Source organism: Duganella sp. S19_KUP01_CR8 (genome assembly GCF_036688705.1).
In the GTDB taxonomy this organism is placed as follows: domain Bacteria; phylum Pseudomonadota; class Gammaproteobacteria; order Burkholderiales; family Burkholderiaceae_D; genus Rugamonas.
On record NZ_JAQQPR010000045.1, the window covers coordinates 1 to 19649 of the forward strand.

Consider the following 19649-nt stretch of genomic DNA (forward strand, 5'->3'; position numbering starts at 1 on the left):
GTGCGCGGCGGCGCCTTGGCTGGCGGTTTGACGGCAGGCGCCGGCCGCGCGGCTTCCTTCCTCAGGCCGAAAGCCTGCGCATACTGGAGCGGCGTAAAACCGTGCTGGCAAAACGACGGCACCTCGGCGTAGCCGGCGAACAGCAGGCCGCTTTCGCCCAGCAGGGCCTCCAGCTTGGCGATGGCCGCCTTGGTGGTGGGCTTGTCGAAGTAGATCAGCAGATTGCGGCAAAAGATCACATCGTAGTGCCCCGTGCGCGCGCCCAGGTCGAACTCCAGCAGGTTGCCCCGTTTGAAGCGCACCTGCTGGCGCAAGGCGTCGTTGATGCGATAGTCGTCGCCGTCGCTGCCGAAGTGGCGGTCGCGGAAGCCCAGGTCCTGGCTGCGGAAGGCGTTGCGGCCGTAGACGCCGCTCTTGGCGCGCGCCACGCAGCCGGGGCTGATGTCGAAGGCGTCGATGATGTAGCTGTCGCGCGGCACTCCGGCGTCGGCCAGCACCATCGCCATGGTGTATGGCTCTTCGCCGCCGGCGCAGGGGACGGACAGGATGCGCACCATGTGGTTGGCGTCGGCGGCCAGGCGGGCGCGGACAAATTCGAGCGCCGCCTGGAAGGCTTGCGGATCGCGGTAGAACCACGACTCCGGCACCACCACCAGTTCCACCAGCGCGGTCAGTTCCTCCGGCGTCATCCGGTCCAGATAGGCGTCCTGGTTGGCGGCGGGGTTTTGCTCCATGCGGTGCTTGATCGCGCGGTCGACCACGGACTTGGAAAGCGTCAGGCCGGTCGCCTCGTGCAGCATGGATTGGGCGGGTGTCATGTCTGGAACAGCATCGCGCGCAGCGATGCAGGCAGCAGTTGTTCAAGTTCCACCAGTTGCAGCATGCCTGCCGCGTCGCTGGCGACCTGGCCGAGGAAGGGCGCCGCCTGCACGCCGCTGTTGGCCAGCTGCGCTTCGGCCACCTCCTGCACGCCCAGCACACGTTCCGCGCGCAGGCCGAGCAGATGGTCCGTGCCTTCCGGTCCGTGGTAGTCCACCACGATGATGCGGGTGTCGAAATGATCGGCGCCGCTGGCCATGCCGCTGGCGCGGCACAAGTCGATCACCGGCACCGACTGGCCGTGGAAGTCCATCAGGCCGGCGACGGCGTCCGGCGCCAGCGGCAGTTGCTTCAGTTCCAGCAGCGGCAGCACGCGCACCACATCACGCAGGCGCAGGCCGTAGCGGTCGGCGCCGATGTGGAAGATCAGCAGTTTCATCGCGCGCTCCGGTCAGGCCGCGACGGCAAAGTTGGCGACGCTGGTTTGCAGGTCGCCCGCCGCGTACTGCAGCTGGTGCACCGCTTCGCTGGTGGCTTTGAGCGATTCCACCGTCTGCTGGGTGGCGTCGTTCAGCTGCATCATGGTCTCGGAGATCTGCTGCGCGCCGACCGCCTGCGACTGCATCCCCTGCAGCACGGCGTCGAACTGCGGCGCCAGTTTCTGCACCTGGTCCATCACGCCGGACAGCTGGTCCGTCACCTGGCGCACTTCGCCGACGCTGCGGCGGATCTCTTCGGAGAATTTGTCCATGCCCATCACGCTGGCCGACACCGCCGACTGCATCTCCTTGAGCATCTGTTCGATGTCCCAGGTGGAGACCGAGGTCTGGTCGGCCAGGCGGCGGATTTCGGTGGCCACCACCGAGAAGCCGCGCCCGGCCTCGCCGGCCTTCTCGGCCTCGATGGCGGCGTTGAGCGAGAGGATGTTGGTCTGGTCGGCCACCTTGGTGATGGTGATCAAAACGCTGTTGATGTTGGAGGCTTTTTCCGACAAGGCGGCCAGCTTGGCGTTGATCGAATCGGTGGCCGAGACCATGTGCTGCATGGTGCTGTCCATGCGGCGCAGGTTGGTCTGGGCGTCGGCGGTGGCGCTGGTGGTGTAGTCGGCCACCGCGGTGGCGTCTTCCATGGTCTTCAACAGCTGCGAGGTGTTGGCGGAGATTTCCTTGGTGGTGCTGAGGATCTCGACGCTGGTCTGGGCCTGCTCGATGCCGGTGGCTTCCTGCTGCCTGGCCGAGGCGGCGATCTCGGTGGCCGAGGTGGTGACCTGGATGCCGGCCTTCTGCACGTTGTTGAGCAGCGCGCGCAGGTTCTCGAACATGCGGTCCAGGCCATGCGCCAGCTGGCCGATGGCGTCGCTGCCGGCCACTTCGATCTTGCCGGTCAAATCGCCGGCGGCGGCCTTGGAGACCACGCCGAGCAGCGAGTCGACCTTGGACTTGAGCCGGTTGGTGGCGGCCAGCTCGTCGGCCTGGCTGTCCTGAATCGATTGCGCCATGCGGTTGAACTCCGTTGTCACCCGGCCCAGTTCATCGGCCGACAGCACCGCCGCCCGCGCCGACTGTTCGCCGGCGGTGATGCGGCCGACCGCGTGCGTCAGGTTGTTCAGTGGCGTCAGCAACGAGCGCGCCAGCAGCCATGCGACCAGCGCCGACAGCGCCACGCAAGACAGGCCGCCGGCCGACAGCACCAGCCGCATCGTCTCTTGCAGCTGGTTCGATGCGGCAGAGCGTTCGGCCAGCAGCCGGCGTTCTTCCTCGGTCGCGGCGTCCATGAATTTGTAGATCTCGCCGATCTGCGAGTTGGTGCCGGAGAGCTGGGGCATGCGTCCCATCGCATCGGCCGCCCCAGGCTTGTCGCCCAGCGCTTCACGCATGGCCAGCTGCGATTCGATGACGTCCTTGGACCATGTGACGATCATGGACTCCAGCTTCTTGAAGCGCTCGGCCTGGCTGGCGTTATCGCCGGTCAGCTTTTGCAGTCGTTGGATGGCGGTGGGCAGGTCGGTCAGTTCCTTGCGGCTGCGCTCTAGACGAAGCGGGAGGCCTGTCAGGTAGTATCCGCGCGCCTCCACCTGCACTTGCAGCAGGTCGTTGCGCAAGGTGTCGATGGACTGGATCACCTCCATCGTGTGCCTGTCCCACCCGTTGGCCTCGGACAGGCTGTTGAACCGGTTGTAAGCGATCGATAACAGCACCAGGATGATGGCGAGGATGGCGCCAAAACTCAGATACAGCTTGTTCTTGATGCTCAAATCTTTAAACATGTTTTCTCCAGGCGCCGCGATCATTGCGGCATTGTCCCACGCTCAAGCCGCAACGGCAAAGTTGGCGACGCTGTTTTGCAAATCTCCCGCCGCGTACTGCAGCTGGTGCACCGCTTCGCTGGTGGCTTTGAGCGATTCCACCGTCTGCTGGGTGGCGTCGTTCAGCTGCATCATGGTTTCCGAGATCTGCTGCGCGCCGACCGCCTGCGACTGCATCCCTTGCAGCACGGCGTCGAATTGCGGCGCCAGCTTCTGCACCTGGTCCATCACGCCGGACAGCTGGTCCGTCACCTGGCGCACCTCGCCGACGCTGCGGCGGATCTCTTCGGAGAATTTGTCCATGCCCATCACGCTGGCCGACACCGCCGACTGCATCTCCTTGAGCATCTGTTCGATGTCCCAGGTGGAGACCGAGGTCTGGTCGGCCAGGCGGCGGATCTCGGTGGCCACCACCGAGAAGCCGCGTCCGGCCTCGCCGGCCTTTTCGGCTTCGATGGCGGCGTTGAGCGAGAGGATGTTGGTCTGGTCGGCCACCTTGGTGATGGTGATCAAAACGCTGTTGATGTTGGAGGCCTTTTCCGACAAGGCGGCCAGCTTGGCGTTGATCGAGTCGGTGGCCGAGACCATGTGCTGCATGGTGCTGTCCATGCGGCGCAGGTTGGTCTGGGCGTCGGCGGTGGCGCTGGTGGTGTAGTCGGCCACCGCGGTGGCGTCTTCCATGGTCTTGAGCAGCTGCGAGGTGTTGGCGGAGATTTCCTTGGTGGTGCTGAGGATCTCGACGCTGGTCTGGGCCTGCTCGATGCCGGTGGCTTCCTGCTGCCGGGCCGAGGCGGCGATTTCGGTGGCCGAGGTGGTGACCTGGATGCCGGCCTTCTGCACGTTGTTGAGCAGCGCGCGCAGGTTCTCGAACATGCGGTCCAGGCCATGCGCCAGCTGGCCGATGGCGTCGCTGCCGGCCACCTCGATCCTGCCGGTCAAATCGCCGGCGGCGGCCTTGGAGACCACGCCGAGCAGCGAGTCGACCTTGGACTTGAGCAGGTTGGTGGCGGCCAGCTCGTCGGCCTGGCTGTCCTGAATCGATTGCGCCATGCGGTTGAATTCCGTCGTCACCTGGCCCAGCTCATCGGCCGACAGCACCGCCGCCCGCGCCGACTGCTCGCCGGCGGCGATGCGGCCCACCGCGTGCGTCAGGTTGTTCAGGGGCGCCAGCAGCGCCTTGGTCAGCAGTACGCCGACGACGATGGCCAGCGCCACGCACAAGCCGCCACCGAGGATCAGTGTCAGCGTCATGTTCTGCTGTAGTTCGCCGGCCAGTTTCGAGCGCAATGCCAGCAGGCGGTTTTCGTCGTCGCTGATTTCCCGTATCAGCGCGCGCACCTCGGCGATGGTCTTGGCGCCGTTGAGCACATCGGCCGCCGTCGCCACCTGCTGCGTGACACCGACATGCTTGTTCAGCTCCCGGCGTTTTTCCAGCAGCGGATGGATGACGTTGACGATCCAGCTCTCCATCATCGGGCCGAGGCGCTCCAGGCGTTCCTGCTGCACTGGATTGTCCGAGGTCAGCGTCTTGATGGCGGCCAGGTGGTGGCGCACGGATTCCTCTTCGACGGGAATCGTCTTGGTGGTGCTTTCTTCGCCGGTCAGCATGAAGCCTCGGGTCGAGGTCTGGATCTGGAGCAGGCCGGTCTCGATCCTGTTCGCCTCCAGCAGCACCTCCAGCGTGTGCCGGTCCCACCCGCTGGCGGCCGACAGCTGGCTGAAATTTTTGTACGACATGGTCAACAGCGCCAGGATGATGGCGATGACGGCGCCAAATCCGAATGTGAGTTTTTTCTTGATACTCAGATTTTTCAACATGATTCACCTGTAGCGCTCTGGTCGTGAGAGCAATGTATCATCTTGACGCACTTTGTGGAGGACAAAAAAAGGGGCCGCTCATCGAGCGGCCCCTATCGCGGTGCGACTGTGGCTTACTGGCCGCGCTTCAGGCGCGCGTTGGCGGCGATGCGCATGCGCAGCGCGTTCAACTTGATGAAGCCGCCGGCGTCGGCCTGGTTGTAGGCGCCGCCGTCTTCGTCGAAGGTGGCGATGGTCATATCAAACAGGGAGTCGGTCTTGGAATCGCGCGAGACGACGATCACATTGCCCTTGTAGAGCTTGACGCGCACCCAGCCGTTGACGGTGGCTTGCGTGTGGTCGATCAGCGTCTGGATGGCGACGCGCTCCGGCGCCCACCAGTAGCCGTTGTAGATCATCGACGCGTAGCGCGGCATCAGGTCGTCCTTCAGGTGGGCCACTTCGCGGTCCAGCGTGATCGACTCGATGGCGCGGTGCGCCTTGAGCATGATGGTGCCGCCCGGGGTTTCGTAGCAGCCGCGCGACTTCATGCCGACGTAGCGGTTTTCCACCAGGTCCAGGCGGCCGATGCCATGCTTGCCGCCCAGGCGATTGAGTTCGGTCAGGACGGTGGCCGGCGACATGCGCACGCCGTTCAGGGCGACGATGTCGCCTTTTTCGTATTCGATGTCCAGGTATTCCGGCTGGTCCGGCGCCGCTTCAGGGCTGACGCTCCAGCGCCACATGGTTTCCTCGGCTTCGGCGCTCGGGTTTTCCAGGTGGCGGCCTTCGAAGGAGATGTGCAGCAGGTTGGCGTCCATCGAGTAGGGCGCGCCGCCGTTCTTGTGCTTCATGTCGATGTCGATGCCGGCGTCTTCCGCGTACTTCAGCAGTTTTTCGCGCGACAGCAGGTCCCATTCGCGCCATGGAGCGATGATCTTCACGCCTGGCTTCAGCGCGTAGGCGCCCAGTTCGAAGCGCACCTGGTCGTTGCCCTTGCCGGTGGCGCCGTGCGAGATGGCGTCGGCGCCGGTCTCGTTGGCGATCTCGATCAGGCGCTTGGCGATCAGCGGACGCGCGATCGAGGTGCCCAGCAGGTATTCGCCTTCGTACACGGTGTTGGCGCGGAACATAGGGAACACGAAGTCGCGCACGAATTCTTCACGCACGTCGTCGATGTAGATGTTCTCAGGCTTGATGCCGAACTTGATCGCCTTGGCGCGCGCAGGCTCCAGCTCTTCGCCCTGGCCCAGGTCGGCCGTGAAGGTGACGATCTCGCACTGGTAGTTATCTTGCAGCCATTTGAGGATGACGGAGGTATCGAGGCCGCCCGAGTAGGCGAGGACTACTTTTTTAATATCGCTCATGCTAGTTCCAATTGGTGGGTAGTGTTAGTTGTTGGTGTCGACGCGGCCGATCAGCAGGTACTCGATCAGCGCCTTCTGGATGTGCAGGCGGTTTTCCGCCTCGTCCCAGACCACCGACTGCGGGCCGTCGATGACGTCGGCCGAGACTTCCTCGCCGCGGTGGGCCGGCAGGCAGTGCATGAACAGCGCGTCCGGCGCGGCGCGCGACATCTTGGCGCTGTCGACGATCCAGCCGTCGAAGGCCTTCAGGCGGGCGGCGTTTTCTTCCTCGTAGCCCATGCTGGTCCAGACGTCGGTGTTGACCAGGTGCGCGCCCTGGCAGGCGTCGGACGGGTTCTCGAAGAAGGTGTAGCGGTCGGTCGAGACCAGCGACATGTCCATGTCGTAGCCCTTGGGCGTGGACACGTTGACGTGGAAGCCGAATACCTCGGCCGCCTGCAGCCAGGAGTACAGCATGTTGTTGGCGTCGCCCACCCAGGCCACGGTCTTGCCGGTGATCGGCCCGCGGTGCTCGTAGTAGGTGAAGATGTCGGCGAACACCTGGCATGGATGGTGTTCGTTGGTCAGGCCATTAATCACCGGCACGCGCGAATTGGCGGCGAAACGCTCGATGATGTCCTGGCCGAAGGTACGGACCATGATGATGTCGCACATGCGGCTCATGACCTGGCCGGCGTCTTCCACCGGTTCGCCGCGGCCCAGTTGCGAGTCGCGCGTGTTCAGGTAGATCGCGGCGCCGCCCAGCTGGTGCATGCCGGCCTCGAAGGACAGGCGGGTGCGGGTCGAGTTCTTCTCGAACACCATGACCAGCGTGCGGTCGATCAGCGGGTGATAGATCTCGTAGTTTTTGAACTTCCGTTTGATCAGGTGCGCGCGTTCGATGACGTATTCATACTCGTCCAGCGTGAAGTCGGAAAACTGCAGGTAATGCTTGATCGGTTTTTGGATAGACATATTAACAACTGACAGGAGAGCAGGGCATGGGGCGAGGTGCCTGGCCGGCTTAGCCGAACAATTATAAAGGCAATTCGGAAAGTAGGGCGAATCGCCGCAGAATCTCCTGTCTATACAGGTATCGCGGCCTCGCCGTTGCTGGTTTGTTGCTAAGTGTAGATCTGGGTCGTCGCCGCCGTCTGGTGCTCGGGCGCCGTCAGCGGCAGGTCGAGGGTGAAGGTGGTGCCGTCGCGCGAACTGTGGACGCTGATATGGCCGCCTAGTAGCGAAGTGACAATGTTGTAGCTGATCGACAGTCCCAGCCCGCTGCCGCCCTGTCCAAGCTTGGTGGTGAAGAAGGGATCGAAGATGCGCGACATGTGTTCCGGCGCGATGCCGCCGCCGTTGTCGCGGAAGGTGATCAGCACCCGGCCCTCGGCCGGCGTGGCCGCGTGCAGCCACATGCTGCCGCTGCGCTCGCGCGCGAAGGCGTGCAGCAGCGCGTTGTTGATGAAGTTGGCGATGACCTGGCCGAACGGCCCCGGATAGCTGTCCATCGAGATCAGTTCCGGCACCTCGATTTCGATGTGGTGGTTGGCGGCGCGGATGCGGTTCATCATCGTCGCGATCACCTCGTGCGACACCTGCTGCAGGTTGAACTCGCGGCGCTGCTCGGTGGTGCGGTCGACCGCCACCTGCTTGAAGCTGTTGACCAGGTCGGCCGCGCTGGTCAGGCCGCGCATCACCAGCTCGTGCGCCTTGCGGGCGTCGGCCAGGTAGGCGGCCAGCTCGGAGCGGCGCAGGCCCGCGCCGTTCACCTGGATTTCCAGCTCCTCGGTTTTCTGTATCAGCGTGCTGGCGATCAGCAGGCTGTTACCGATCGGCGTATTCAGCTCGTGCGCCACGCCGGCCATCAGGGAGCCCAGCGCCGCCAGCTTCTCCTGCGACACCAGCTGGGTTTGCGCGTCCTTCAACTGGCGATAGGCTTCGGCGTTGTCCAGCGCGATGGCGCCGTAGGCGCACAGCGTGCGGAAGATCAGCCGTTCCCGCTCGCCGTAGGCGCGCGCGTGCATGGCCTGCACCGTCATCACGCCCAGCGCGCGTTCGCTCACCGCCAGCGGCACATACAGCGCGCTGACCATCAGCTGGGTACCGGGCGAGAGGAAGATGTCGTCCGGCCCGGCCTCTTCGATATAGATCTCGCGCCGCTCGCGCACGCAGCGCGCCGAGTTGGCGCGCGGGTTGTCGACGGCGATGGTGTTGGTCGGTAGCGCGTGGCCGTTCTCGATGCCGAAGGCGCGGCTGACCGTTTCGCCGCCCGGGTCGCACAGGTAGATGGCGAAGGTGTTGGCCGGCAGCAGGCCCTGGACATGGCGGTTCAGCGCCTGGAACACGGCGGCGGCGTCGAGGTGGGTGGTGATCTCCTGGCCGATGGCCGACAGGCGCTCCAGCGTGGCGCTGGTCTGCTGCAGCACTTCGGCGCGGCGCGCTTCGGAGGCCGCCAGTTCGCGATGGTGGTAGCCCTCTGCGCGCGCGTGCTCGGTCTGGTGGTGCACCTGTATGGCGATGGCGCGGTTGGTGGCTTCCTGGCTGTGGGTCTTCTGGCGCGCGGCGGCCGCCGCCTGCGCCGAGGCGTAGGCCTTGGCGTAGTCGCCGACCCGCGCGTATTCGCGTCCCAGCGCGTCGTGCAGGTCACCGGGCAGGGTGTAGCCGTCGATGGCGGAAGCCACGTCCAGCGCCTGGTACAGGTAGTGCAACGTGGCGTTTTGCTCGGTCATGCCGGGCGGCGGCGGCAGCGTGTGGCGTTCATGGATCACCGACAGCACGCGCAGCGCGGCGACGTGGTTGTCGCGGTTGGCCTGCTCGGCCGCCAGTTCGACCGCGCGCTCGGCCATCTCCAGCGCTTCCTGCGGACGGTCGAGGAAGCACAGCGCGTGCGCCTGGCCGCGCCGCGCGATCGATTGGAAGTCGGCCTGGCCCAGCGCGTCGGCGCGGCCCGCCATGCGGTGGAAGGCGTTCAGCGCGCCCGGGTAGTCGGCCTTGTCCAGCGCCAGGTCGCCCAGGTAGGACAGCGCGTGCGCGTAGCTGCGCGCGCCCGGCAGCGGGGTCATGATCTGCAGCGCTTCGTGCAGCAGTTCCTCGGTGGCGTCGAGGCGGCCCAGGCGGCGCATGGTTTCCGCCGTGTGCATCAGGCAGGCGCCGATGCTGCGCGGCCAGCCGGTGGGGCGCGCCAGGTCTAGCGCGCTTTGCATCCATTCCAGCGCCGAGTGGTGGTCGTTGAGGATAGTGAAATTGAGGCCGATGTTGATCGCGGCGGTGACGGCCACGCGGATCTGGCCCGTCTCCAGCGCCGTTTCGTAGCAATGGATGTAGTGGCGCGCGGCGGCGCCGTGGTCGCTGTGCTGGCTGGCGGACAGGCCGAAGAAATCGTACACCCAGGCCGCCGCGCCGGGATGCTGCGTTGACTGGTCGGCGGCGAAGCGCTGGCCCCAGCGGCGCTCGGCCAGGCGCTGGTCTTGCAGCACGGCCCAGCGGGCGATGGCCGCTTCGGCGATGTCGGCGCGTTGTTCGTCGCCGGCCTGGCGGGCGGCGGCGGCCATCAGTTCCAGTTCGCGCTCGCCGTCACGGTGGTCGCCGCGGTCGATGGCGATCCAGGCGCGCAGCCAGTGGGCGTCGGCGCAGCCCTGGTGGTCGCCCAGTTGGCACAGCTGGTCGTAGGCTTGTTCGGCGAGGACGGCGGCGTCATCGAGTTCGCCGGCCAGCCAGATGGCTTCGGCCTGCACCAGCAGCAGGCGGGCGGAAACCAGGCGCATGTCGTCCTGCGACAGGGAGGTGGCGGGCAGCAGTTGGCGGCCCTCGGTGGCCAGGGCGACGGCGCGCACGGTGTCGCGCTGGCGCAGGTGCCAGGCCAGCGGCACCAGCACCGGCAGGCGCGCAGGACCGCGCAGCGGCAGCAGGGCCGCTTCCCAGTGCGCTACGTCGTCGTCGACCGCAAACATGTCCATCGGTATCCTCGGGCCGGATAATTGCCTTGGGGAATTATAGTCCTCAATTGCACGTTGTGCGTGAGCTACGACAATTGTTTTTTTTAGTAGAGGGTTTGCGAGGATTCATGCAACAGCTGGCCGTACAAAGTGTGGCGCATTTTGGCAATCTTGCCTTCGGCCACGGCGGTCAGGATCGCGCATTGCGGCTCGATCAGGTGGCGGCAGTTGTAGAACTTGCACTGGCCCAGGTAGGGCTCGAAGTCGACGAAGGCGCGCTCCAGCATGCCTTCGCTCAGGTGGTACAGGCCGAACTCCTGGAAGCCGGGTGAATCGATGATGGACGAATCGGGCCCCAGTTCCGGCAGCTGGTACAGGCGGGTGAAGGTGGTGGTGTGCTTGCCGGTGTCGAGCGCGGCGGAGATCTCGCGCACGGCGATGTCGGCGTCCGGCACCAGCAGGTTGATCAGCGAGGACTTGCCCATGCCGGACTGGCCGATCAGGATCGACGACTGGCCGGCCAGCAGCGGCTTCAACACGGCCAGCGCCTCGTCCGGTTTGGCCTTGGCCGACACTTCATGCACCGGGTAGCCCAGCGAGGCGTACGGTTGCAGGCGCTCGCGGGTGCGCGCCAGCGATTCGGTGACGTCGGTCTTGTTGAGGATCAGGCGGGCGGTGATGCCGGCCGCCTCGGCCGCCACCAGCGAACGCGACACCAGGTCGTCGGCGAAACCGGGCTCGGTGGCGACGACGATGAACAGCTGCGTCAGATTGGCCGCCAGCAGCTTGGACTTGTACTGGTCCGAGCGGTAGAGCAGGGTCTTGCGTTCCTCGATCTTGTCGATCACGCCCTGGTCGGGCGAGGTCAGCGTGATGCGCACCTGGTCGCCGACGGCGACGTTGGTCTTCTTGCCGCGGGTGACGCATTGCAGCTTGACGCCGTCCGCCTCGGCCAGGTAGTGGCGGCCGTGGGCGGCGATGATGATGGCGTTCAGTTGGGTCGGGTTGCTCATTGCTTGGCCGCCGTCGAGTGGAACAGCACGCCGGCCTTGGCCGCGCAGATGAAGTCGTTGTTCGACAGGCCGCCCTGGCCGTTGTTGACCGAATGGGTGTCGTAGCGGACGATGCAGTTTTTATAAGTCACGGTCATTTCCGGGTGATGGTCTTCCGCGTGGCTCAGGTAGGCCAGCGCGTTGACGAAGGCCATGGTGCGATAGTAGTTGTTGAAGCTGAAGGTGCGGACCAGCTTGCCGTTTTCCAGCGACCAGCCCGGCAGCAGCGCTACCAGGCGCGCGGCCTCGTCGGCGCTGAGCGCGTCCTTGGCCGGATGGCAGTTGCGGTTCAGCAGGTCGGCGTGGGTGTTGATCATGCGGCCGCCGCGTGCAGGTGACGGATGCGCACGCTGGCCGGCGGGTGCGAGTCGTAGAAGGCCGAGTGCAGCGGATCCGGCGTCAGGGTCGAGGCGTTGTCCTCGTACATCTTGACCAGCGCCGAGACCAGGTCGCGGGCGTCGGTATGCCGGGCGGCGAAGGCGTCGGCTTCGAACTCGTGCTTGCGCGAGCTGATCGAGGTCAGCGGGCCGAACAGGAAGGTGAACACCGGCAGCACCAGCATGAACAGCAGCAGCACCATGGCGTCGTTGCCCTGGCCCGGCAGCAGCAGCGGATCGACGCCCAGGCCGGTGTAGAACCACAGCTGGTTCTTCAGGTAGCCCAGCAGCGCCAGGAAGGCCAGCGACAGCGCGAACATCATGCAGATGCGCTTGATGATGTGCTTGAGCTTGAAGTGGCCCAGCTCGTGCGCCAGCACCGCCTCGATCTCCTGCGGTTGCAGGCGCGACAGCAGGGTGTCGAAGAACACGATGCGCTTGTTGGCGCCGAAGCCGGAGAAGTAGGCGTTGCCGTGGGCGCTGCGCTTGGAGCCGTCCATCACGAACAGGCCCTTGGAGGCGAAGCCGACGCGGCTCATCAGGCCTTCGATGCGGGCCTTGAGCGACTGGTCTTCCAGCGGCGTGAACTTGTTGAACAGCGGCGCGATCACGGTCGGGAACAGCACCATCATCAGCAGCTGGAAGCCGCTCCACACCAGCCAGGCGTACAGCCACCACAGGTTGCCGGATTTTTCCATCAGGGTCAGCATGACCCACACCAGCGGCAGGCCGATGGCCGCGCCCAGCAGCAGGCCCTTGACCATGTCGGCGAAGAACAGGCCGGGTGTCATCTTGTTGAAGCCGAAGCGCTGCTCCAGGCCGAATTGCTTGTAGTAGTCGAACGGCAGGTCGATGATGCCGCTGATCAGGGCGAAGGCACCCAGCAGCGCCAGCTGGTAGACCATGCCGGGGCCGGTCAGCTTGAAGATCTCGACCGACAGCCATTGCAGGCCGCCCAGCAGCGTGAAACCGACCAGCACCACGGTGTTGACCAGCAAGGTCAGCAGGCCGAACTTGGTGCGGGCGACGGTGTAGTCGGCCGCCTTCTGATGGGCTGCCAGGGGGATTTTTTCGGCGAATTCGGCCGGTACGGCGCTGCGGTGGACCAGCACGTGGCGGATATGGCGCGAGGCGAGCCAGAAGCGCACGATCAACGTCAAAATGATGAAAGATACAAACAAAATCGAAAACGCGAGTGAATACATTCTATGCCTGTGAGAAAATGGCGGATTCGGATTAATGAAGCCAAGAGAGAATTATGTCACAAGCTAACGAATTGCCAGAAGGTTCCGCACCAGAGGCCATCACCCCGCGCCAGAATGAATTTAACCTGGTCTGGGTCGATATGGAAATGACCGGCCTGGAGCCGGACACCGACCGTATCATCGAAGTTGCCGTGGTGATCACCGACATGCACCTGAATGTGCTGGCAGAAGGCCCGGTGTTCGCGATCCACCAGAGCGACGAGACGCTGGACAAGATGGACGCCTGGAACAAGGGCACGCACGGCCGTTCGGGCCTGATCGAGCGCGTCAAGGCGTCGACCGTGACCGAAGCGCAGGCGGAAGAGGAACTGATCAAGTTCATGAAGCTGTGGGTGCCGAAGGGCAAAGCGCCGATGTGCGGCAACACCATCGGCCAGGACCGCCGCTTCATGGTGCGTTACATGCCTAAGCTGGAAGCCTACTTCCACTACCGGAATATCGACGTGTCGACGCTGAAAGAGCTGTGCAAGCGCTGGAAACCGGAAATCGTCGGCGGCTTCAAGAAGCACCAGAAGCACACCGCGATGGCCGACATCATCGAGTCGATCGACGAGCTGAAGTACTACCGCGAGCACTTCATCAAGCTGTAGGCTGCGCGCATCACCGAAACAGGTTCGATTGAACCTGTTTTTTTTTCGCCGGCGAGAAAACCATGAAAAAATTGAAACTTGTTTTGATAACGGCGGCGCTGGCTGCGGCAGCGTCGGCCGGCGCCGCTGCGGCCGACGGCGCGCGGTTCGGCATCAAGGATTGGGAAGTCGCCTGCGACAACACGCGCCGCTGCGAGGCGGCCGGCTTTCAAAGCGATGAGTCGGAAAGCCTGCCTGTGTCGTTGTGGCTGGGGCGCGATGCCGGCGCCGCCGCCGTGCTGGAAGCCAAGCTGATCGTGGTCAGCGGTGATGACAAGGATGCCGGTCCCTTGACCATCACCGTCGGCAAGCTGGCGCTGGGCGGCTTGAAGGCGGAAACCGAATTGACGGCGGAGCAGGTCGCGCGCCTGATGCCGTCGTTGCTGAATGCCGAATCGGCCAAGGTGTCGGACGGCAAGCATCAGTGGCTGCTGTCGCTGGCCGGCCTGAAGGCGGTCTTGCTGAAGATGGACGATCAGCAGGGGCGGGTGGGCACGGTCACCGCGCTGGTCAAGCCTGGTACGCGGCCGGCCAGCGCGGTATTGCCGCCGCTGCCGCCGCCGACGGTGCGGCCGGTGGCGATGCCGCCCGCGCAAAAGGGGGACGAGAAGCTGCTGGCGGCGATCGTCAAGACCATCCGCCCCGAGGATTGCGGCGCGGACCTCAAGGATTCCTCCCGCGACGAAGCCATTTACCGCCTGCCGGGCGGGCGCATGTTGCTGGTGCTGGAGTGCGATCGCGCCGCGTATCAGTCTTCCTACGGGCTGTGGGTCGCCCGCGACAAGCCACCCTACGACCCCAGGCCGTTGGACTTGCCGGGCATGGAGGGCGGCGGCATCATGAATGCCTCGTTCGAAGGCGGCAAGCTGAGCAGCTACGCCAAGGGCCGGGGTATATTCGATTGCGGCGGCTTCTGGACCTGGCTGTGGACGGCGCAGGGCTTCCAGCTGGTGGATGTGTCCCAGTCCAATATGTGCCGTGGCGTGCCGGGCGGCGTCACGCTGCGCGATTGGGTGGCCAAAGTGGTCAGGTGAGGCAGGCAAGCCTATCGAACGCCGTCTTTTTCATTTTGGTATTACTATTCTGCAAATGTTAAATTAGCAATCTCTTTGCAGGAATTCTTATGTCCGATCTGATCGAACCCGGCGTCGCCGAACCAACTCCCGTGCTCACCCCGCCGCCGCCCAAGCGTCGCAAGTGGAGCCGCTACGTGTTGTACACGCTGGCGGTGCTGGGCGTGCTGATGATTGCGCTGCTGGTGGCGGTGTTCATCAAGGCCAACTCCGAGCCGCAGCTGATCAAGATCGACGAGACAGCCTCGATCGACGAGGCGATGACGCGCACCTACGGCAAATACTCGGCGGAGAAAAAGGGCTGGGTGTATGTGGACGAATCCAACGAACCCTTCCTGGTGCGGGTGATCCAGCAGGCGCGCATCGAGGCGGTGGGGGCAAGCGACGAGCTGTTTTTCGCCGCCAGCGGCGTTTCGCTGAAAGGCAATGGCCGGAACTTCTACGGCGTGTTCCAGATCCGCCCCGACACCAAGCCCGGCGGCGGACTGGTCGAGATCAGCTCGCCGTTCCGTTACGAGAGCGATGTGCCGGTGACGCCGGAGAAGGTGCGCTTTGAGGCCTTGTCCGAACGCACCTGGGGCTGGGTCCTGAAGGTGCAGACCGGCACCCGGCCGGCCGGCGAGCAGGTCATGGTCAGCAACGTGATGCTGGCGCCGCATGGTGAAGAGATCGCCTTGCTGGCCCGCTTCAAGGCGTCGGTGGATGCAGAGCCGGGTGATTGCGCCCAGGCCAATGCCGACCACGAAACCTGGCGCAAGGCGGTGGAGGCGATGGGCAACCAGGAGCCGGCCACCGAGCCGGCAGGGCAGGAAGCCGAGACGATGGACGATACCGAGCCGATGCGCTGCGAGCACAGCCGCTGGACCTACCGCACCGCCGATGTCATCGGCCCGCAACCGGGGCCGCTGACGGTCAGCGTCAAAGGCACGCAATACGGCGCGAATATGGAAGCGAAGACCTGGAAGCTGATGTTCGACAGCAAAGCCTTTGTCTACAACGTCCCCGAAGAGCTAACGGTGGAATAAGAATCGGCCGGCAGTTCATCGTGGCGCGGCGCCGCCAGCGGAAGGTGCAGCGCGAAGGTGGTGCCGCCGCCGACCTGGCTGGTGGCGCGGATTTTCCCACCCAGCAGGCCGGTCACGATGTTGTGGCTGATGTTGAGCCCCAGCCCCGAACACCCCGCGCCCAGCTTGGTGGTGAAGAAGGGATCGTAGATGCGGCCCAGGTGATCCGCCGCGATGCCCACGCCGTCATCGCTGACGCGCAGTTCCAGCCAGCCATCTTCGGCCGCGCTGGCTGTGATTGTGATGGTGCCGTTGCTGCGCCCCGCAAAGCCGTGCACGATGGCGTTGTTGATCAGGTTGATCAGCACCTGGCCGATCGGCCCGGGATAGCTGTCCATCGCCAGTGCTTCCGGCACGGCCTGCTCGATGATGTAGGCGGTCTTGTTAATCGTCGGCAGCAGCGCCTTGATATTTTCCGCCACCACCTCCGCCAGTTGGAAGTGACGCCGCTGCGAGCTGGTCTGGTCGACCGCCACTTGCTTGAAGCTGGTCACCAGGTCGGCCGAGCGCGCGATATTGCGCACCACCAGCTCGGTGATCTGGTTCATGTCGCTGATGTAGGCCTCGGTGGTGCTGCGTGTCAGGCCGGTGCTGTAGTCGCTGGCGAACTGGCGCGTTTTGTCGGCCAGCACCGTCGCCGCCAGCAGGCCGTTGCCGATCGGCGTATTCAACTCGTGCGCGACGCCCGCCACCAGCGAGCCCAGCGCCGCCAGCTTCTCGCTGTTGACCAATTCCTCCTGCGCGATCCGCAAGGTATCGATGGCCCTGGCCAGGTCCTTGTTGGCCGTGACCAGGTCGGCCGTGCGTTCGGCGACGCGCCGTTCCAGCGATTCGTTGAGCTGGCGGGTAGCGGTCTGCTCCACTTGCAGCTGGCGGTACAGCTGTTCATTCTCCGCCACCGAAGCCTTGATGTTGGCGATCATTTCGTTGAGCTTGTTGGTCAGCAGATGCAGCTCGTGGTGGCCCCGGTCGTTCAGCACGAACACGCGGTCGCCCAGGTTGTCGATGTTCAGCTGGCCGACGAACTCGCTCAACTGGCGCAATGGCTGGCCCAGGTAACGCCGCACCACGAACAGGAAGATGAACCACAAGGCGCAAGTCTTGATGACCGAGTTGACCAGGATGAGGAAGAAGCCGTACTCGACCTGCTTGACGATGATGCGCTGGTTCGAATACACGGTCCAGGTGCCGATCACGCGCGACTGGCCGTTCTCGTCGTTGTAGACGATGGGGAAGTCCTGGCTGAAGATCTCCGCGAACAAGCCTTCGCTGGGCGGTTCCTGCTTCAGGCGGCCATCGGCCTCGGCGTGAACCTTGACGCCCTGGTCGAGCACCGTGCCGACGGCGCGCACCAGCTTGCCGTGATCATCGGCCACCTTGATGCCGGCCACCACCGGCAGCTCGCTCATGCCGCTCAGGATGCCGCGCAGGATATCGTCGTTGAAGCGCCACATGGCGTCGGCGATGCCGGGGCCGAAGGTGTGCTGCATCGCGCGGATTTCAAGCACCAGGCGTTCCTTGGTGTGCTTGTATTCGGCCGCCAGCTGCACCAGCGTGACTACCACGGTCACGATGAAGTAGCAGCAGAAAATAATCCGCAGCAGGCGCGCGGCGATGGAGTCGCCGGACAGCAGCGGTGCGGCGGACGGACCACCGCCTTTACCTGAAGGCGACTGTAGACCGAGCTTGGCTGGTACCGATTGCACGTGGCCTCCGTTGGCGAATTAAAACCAGATGGCTTCAATCGCCTTGTAGCGGCCATTGTCCCGAATGATCGTGTAACCGCGGTTGAATTGAGCGAGATATTTGGCGCCGTCCGTCCCGGTTTTGCTGAAGGCGATGAACAGGCCGGGTGTGGCGACCGTGCCCACCAGCTTGAACTTGCCGCCGAATTCAGCCGCCTCCTTGATGAACAGGGCTTTCGCGATGCGCTCCTCGGCCGCCATGTATTGAATGCGCTTGGCCAGCAGCATCCTGAATCCCTGCACGTTCTTGTCGACGATGCGGCGCACGATTTTGGTGTTCAGGTCGAACTCATCGCCGTATTCATAGCCGCGTTCGACGCCCACGGTCTTGCCTTCCAGCTGACGCGCGGTCAAGCCGCTTTCCTGCGAGTCGCTCAGCGCGTAGACGTTCATGTGGGTGGTGAACAGTGGATGCTTGTGCCACAGGAAGCTGCCGCCTATCATGGCGTTGGGCACGGCGTCGAAGCAGCCGACCAGGCGACCGCGCTTGGTGTCGTCCAGGCAGCGGGCGTAGGGCAGCACCTCGAAGTTGACGGTGACGCCGACAGCGGCAAAGGCCTCGCGGATCACGTCGACCGCGAAGCCGCGCGCGCTGCGCTCCACCGCCGACGAATAGGGCGCCCAGTCGTCTTCCGCGCCCAGGGTGATGGTTTCGGCCGAGACCAGGCGGCTGACCAGGACGAGGCAGCAAAGCAGGTATTTCATGACATCCCTCCAGCCGGCGCGCGTCGACGACATGTAACTCCCTGATTGATAGCACTAATTCACTATAGCAGGGTTGTTTTGCTGACGGGAACGAAGTTTTTGCGCCGGGCAGGAATGTTAAAAATACGCGACAGATTGTGGCGTCAAGTCAGCATGAAGCCCAGGTCGGCCTGTGGGAAGCTTGCCAGTTCGTTCTTGAAGACCTGGTTCTGCAGCATGTCCGCATCGGCGCCGAACCAGCGGCCCAGCGTGGCGCCGTATTGCTGGTTGGAGAACTGCGGTATCCAGGCGCCGCGTCCGGTGGCGTCGTCCTTGCCGCCCAGCGTGAAGTCGGGGAACTGGCCGTACAGCCCGCCCTTGACCGCCGCGCCGACCACCAGGTGATGATTGCCCCAGGCGTGGTCGGTGCCGCCGCTGTTGGGCTGCAAGGTGCGGCCGAATTCGGACATCGTGAAGCTGGTCACCTGCTGCGCGGCGTGGATCTCCGCCAGCGCCAGCTGGAACGCGGCCAGCGCCTGCGAGACCTGGCGCAGCATGTCGAACTGCTGGTAGGCCTGGCCGCCGTGGGTGTCGAAGCCGCCCTGCGAAACGAAGTACACCTGCCGCCCCGGCCCTTGCTGCGAGCGGATGCGGATCAGCTGCGCGACAGTCTTCAACTGCTGCCCCAGCGAGGTGCCGGGGAAGACGGTGGCCAGCGGCGCGCCGGAGTTGGCGTTCTTCAGATCGGTCACCAGTTCCATGCCGTTCAGCAGCGCCTTGTTGGCGGCGCCGGCGATCAGGTTGGGATGCTGCGCCGACAGGATTTGCACCAGCGCCGCGCGCCGCGCATCGGCTTCCTTCTGCGGCCAGAAATTCATGCCGGCGAGATCGAGCTGGCCGTTGCCCGGCAGCAGATTGCCGTGGGTGCTGGCGCCTTCGACAAACAGGCCGCCGGCGCCTACCGCGATCGCGTCCAGGTGGCCGCCGGTGCCGAGCACATCGAGCAGGCGTCCGCCCCAGCCGGTGGCGGCGGAGGAGGGCGTGCCGGCCTGGTTCTGGATGGTCTGGTCGGGATGCGAGAACAGTTGCGACGGCACGCCGGCGCCGGCCAGGTACTGCGCCTTGCTCAGCGGCTGGCGCAGGTTGCCGACGTTGAGGATGGCGGCCACCTGGCCTTGTCCGTACAGCGCGTCCAGTTCCGGCATGCCGTAGTGGAAGCCGAACGGCTGCGTCACCGGATTCGCCGTCGCTTGCAAGGTGGCGCTGCGCGCGGCCAGCAGCGTGTTGGCCGCGCTCGACAAGGCCAGGCCGTGGCTGCCGCGAATGGCGTTGTATTGCGCGTAGCGGGTGGTGTCGAGCGGCACGATCATATTGTTGCCGTCGTTACCGCCGAACATGTAGAGGCAGACCAGCGCCTTGTAGTCGGTGACGGCGGCGTTGGCCGGCGTGGCCACGCCGGTCAGGCCCAATGCGGAGAGCGCGCCCATCAGGCTGGTCTGCGCGCTGGCGCCGAGGAAGCGGCGGCGGGTGGTTGAATGCTGGTTCATGGTCGTTG

Annotated in this window: 16 protein-coding genes; 3 read left to right on the top strand and 13 right to left on the bottom strand. The window is 64.6% G+C overall.

Annotated features, from left to right (window positions below; translation table 11 throughout):
- The 10 genes from V6M89_RS28560 to V6M89_RS28605 all read right to left on the bottom strand — a co-directional run.
- Positions 1-818 (bottom strand): CheR family methyltransferase (locus V6M89_RS28560; protein WP_332856396.1); only part of this gene is annotated, 818 nt, incomplete at its 3' end.
- The gene (locus tag V6M89_RS28565) at positions 815-1258 is read right to left on the bottom strand and encodes a chemotaxis protein CheW (RefSeq protein WP_332856397.1); all 444 of its coding nucleotides are present in this window, start codon (positions 1256-1258) and stop codon (positions 815-817) included. The genes V6M89_RS28560 and V6M89_RS28565, both read right to left, overlap by 4 nt.
- Before the next feature lie 12 nt (positions 1259-1270).
- On the bottom strand, positions 1271-3085 hold the full coding sequence (locus tag V6M89_RS28570) for a methyl-accepting chemotaxis protein (protein ID WP_332856398.1): 1815 nt from the start codon (positions 3083-3085) through the stop codon (positions 1271-1273).
- 42 nt (positions 3086-3127) lie between these two features.
- Positions 3128-4942, bottom strand: a complete 1815-nt coding sequence (locus V6M89_RS28575; protein WP_332856399.1) for a methyl-accepting chemotaxis protein — start codon at positions 4940-4942, stop codon at positions 3128-3130.
- A 113-nt stretch (positions 4943-5055) separates the two neighbouring features.
- Complete coding sequence (locus tag V6M89_RS28580; RefSeq protein ID WP_116989397.1) at positions 5056-6288, bottom strand: argininosuccinate synthase; 1233 nt, start codon at positions 6286-6288, stop codon at positions 5056-5058.
- A gap of 24 nt (positions 6289-6312) precedes the next feature.
- Positions 6313-7242, bottom strand: coding sequence for an ornithine carbamoyltransferase (argF, locus tag V6M89_RS28585; protein ID WP_332856400.1), 930 nt, complete (start codon positions 7240-7242; stop codon positions 6313-6315).
- 149 nt (positions 7243-7391) lie between these two features.
- Positions 7392-10226, bottom strand: a complete 2835-nt coding sequence (locus V6M89_RS28590) for an ATP-binding protein (RefSeq protein WP_332856401.1) — start codon at positions 10224-10226, stop codon at positions 7392-7394.
- A gap of 83 nt (positions 10227-10309) precedes the next feature.
- On the bottom strand, positions 10310-11218 hold the full coding sequence (gene rsgA / locus V6M89_RS28595) for a ribosome small subunit-dependent GTPase A (protein ID WP_332856402.1): 909 nt from the start codon (positions 11216-11218) through the stop codon (positions 10310-10312).
- Positions 11215-11574 (bottom strand): 4a-hydroxytetrahydrobiopterin dehydratase, encoded by a 360-nt coding sequence (locus V6M89_RS28600; protein ID WP_332856403.1) that lies wholly within the window; start codon positions 11572-11574, stop codon positions 11215-11217. Before V6M89_RS28600 ends, rsgA begins: the two co-directional genes overlap by 4 nt.
- Positions 11571-12839: a M48 family metallopeptidase gene (locus V6M89_RS28605; protein ID WP_332856404.1), complete on the bottom strand. Its 1269-nt coding sequence runs from the start codon at positions 12837-12839 to the stop codon at positions 11571-11573. Before V6M89_RS28605 ends, V6M89_RS28600 begins: the two co-directional genes overlap by 4 nt.
- A 53-nt stretch (positions 12840-12892) precedes the next feature.
- Here V6M89_RS28605 and orn point away from each other — a divergent pair, with 53 nt between their 5' ends.
- The 3 genes from orn to V6M89_RS28620 all read left to right on the top strand — a co-directional run bounded on the left by orn (position 12893) and on the right by V6M89_RS28620 (position 15626).
- A complete protein-coding gene (orn, locus tag V6M89_RS28610) occupies positions 12893-13489 on the top strand; it encodes an oligoribonuclease (protein WP_332856405.1) in 597 nt (198 codons plus the stop codon).
- Positions 13490-13551: 62 nt separating this feature from the next.
- Positions 13552-14562, top strand: a complete 1011-nt coding sequence (locus tag V6M89_RS28615) for a DUF1176 domain-containing protein (RefSeq protein WP_332856406.1) — start codon at positions 13552-13554, stop codon at positions 14560-14562.
- An 89-nt stretch (positions 14563-14651) separates the two neighbouring features.
- Positions 14652-15626 (top strand): hypothetical protein, encoded by a 975-nt coding sequence (locus V6M89_RS28620; protein ID WP_332856407.1) that lies wholly within the window; start codon positions 14652-14654, stop codon positions 15624-15626.
- Here the strand turns inward: V6M89_RS28620 and V6M89_RS28625 are convergent.
- From V6M89_RS28625 to V6M89_RS28635, 3 genes are all read right to left on the bottom strand, one after another.
- Positions 15593-17371 (bottom strand): sensor histidine kinase, encoded by a 1779-nt coding sequence (locus V6M89_RS28625; protein WP_332856408.1) that lies wholly within the window; start codon positions 17369-17371, stop codon positions 15593-15595. The genes V6M89_RS28620 and V6M89_RS28625 overlap by 34 nt on opposite strands.
- 18 nt (positions 17372-17389) lie before the next feature.
- Positions 17390-18115, bottom strand: a complete 726-nt coding sequence (locus V6M89_RS28630; RefSeq protein WP_332856409.1) for a substrate-binding periplasmic protein — start codon at positions 18113-18115, stop codon at positions 17390-17392.
- A gap of 143 nt (positions 18116-18258) precedes the next feature.
- Positions 18259-19641: a DUF1501 domain-containing protein gene (locus tag V6M89_RS28635; protein ID WP_332856410.1), complete on the bottom strand. Its 1383-nt coding sequence runs from the start codon at positions 19639-19641 to the stop codon at positions 18259-18261.
- Positions 19642-19649 lie beyond the last annotated feature (8 nt).

Bases quoted from the DNA above. Each gene is read 5' to 3' on its own strand.
- V6M89_RS28570 (WP_332856398.1), bottom strand. From the start codon at position 3,085: ATGTTTAAAGATTTGAGCATCAAGAACAAGCTGTATCTGAGTTTTGGC.
- V6M89_RS28630 (WP_332856409.1), bottom strand. From the start codon at position 18,115: ATGAAATACCTGCTTTGCTGCCTCGTCCTGGTCAGCCGCCTGGTCTCG.
- V6M89_RS28580 (WP_116989397.1), bottom strand. From the start codon at position 6,288: ATGAGCGATATTAAAAAAGTAGTCCTCGCCTACTCGGGCGGCCTCGAT.
- V6M89_RS28575 (WP_332856399.1), bottom strand. From the start codon at position 4,942: ATGTTGAAAAATCTGAGTATCAAGAAAAAACTCACATTCGGATTTGGC.
- orn (WP_332856405.1), top strand. From the start codon at position 12,893: ATGTCACAAGCTAACGAATTGCCAGAAGGTTCCGCACCAGAGGCCATC.
- rsgA (WP_332856402.1), bottom strand. From the start codon at position 11,218: ATGAGCAACCCGACCCAACTGAACGCCATCATCATCGCCGCCCACGGC.
- V6M89_RS28620 (WP_332856407.1), top strand. From the start codon at position 14,652: ATGTCCGATCTGATCGAACCCGGCGTCGCCGAACCAACTCCCGTGCTC.
- V6M89_RS28635 (WP_332856410.1), bottom strand. From the start codon at position 19,641: ATGAACCAGCATTCAACCACCCGCCGCCGCTTCCTCGGCGCCAGCGCG.
- V6M89_RS28565 (WP_332856397.1), bottom strand. From the start codon at position 1,258: ATGAAACTGCTGATCTTCCACATCGGCGCCGACCGCTACGGCCTGCGC.
- V6M89_RS28605 (WP_332856404.1), bottom strand. From the start codon at position 12,839: ATGTATTCACTCGCGTTTTCGATTTTGTTTGTATCTTTCATCATTTTG.
- argF (WP_332856400.1), bottom strand. From the start codon at position 7,242: ATGTCTATCCAAAAACCGATCAAGCATTACCTGCAGTTTTCCGACTTC.
- V6M89_RS28615 (WP_332856406.1), top strand. From the start codon at position 13,552: ATGAAAAAATTGAAACTTGTTTTGATAACGGCGGCGCTGGCTGCGGCA.
- V6M89_RS28590 (WP_332856401.1), bottom strand. From the start codon at position 10,226: ATGGACATGTTTGCGGTCGACGACGACGTAGCGCACTGGGAAGCGGCC.
- V6M89_RS28600 (WP_332856403.1), bottom strand. From the start codon at position 11,574: ATGATCAACACCCACGCCGACCTGCTGAACCGCAACTGCCATCCGGCC.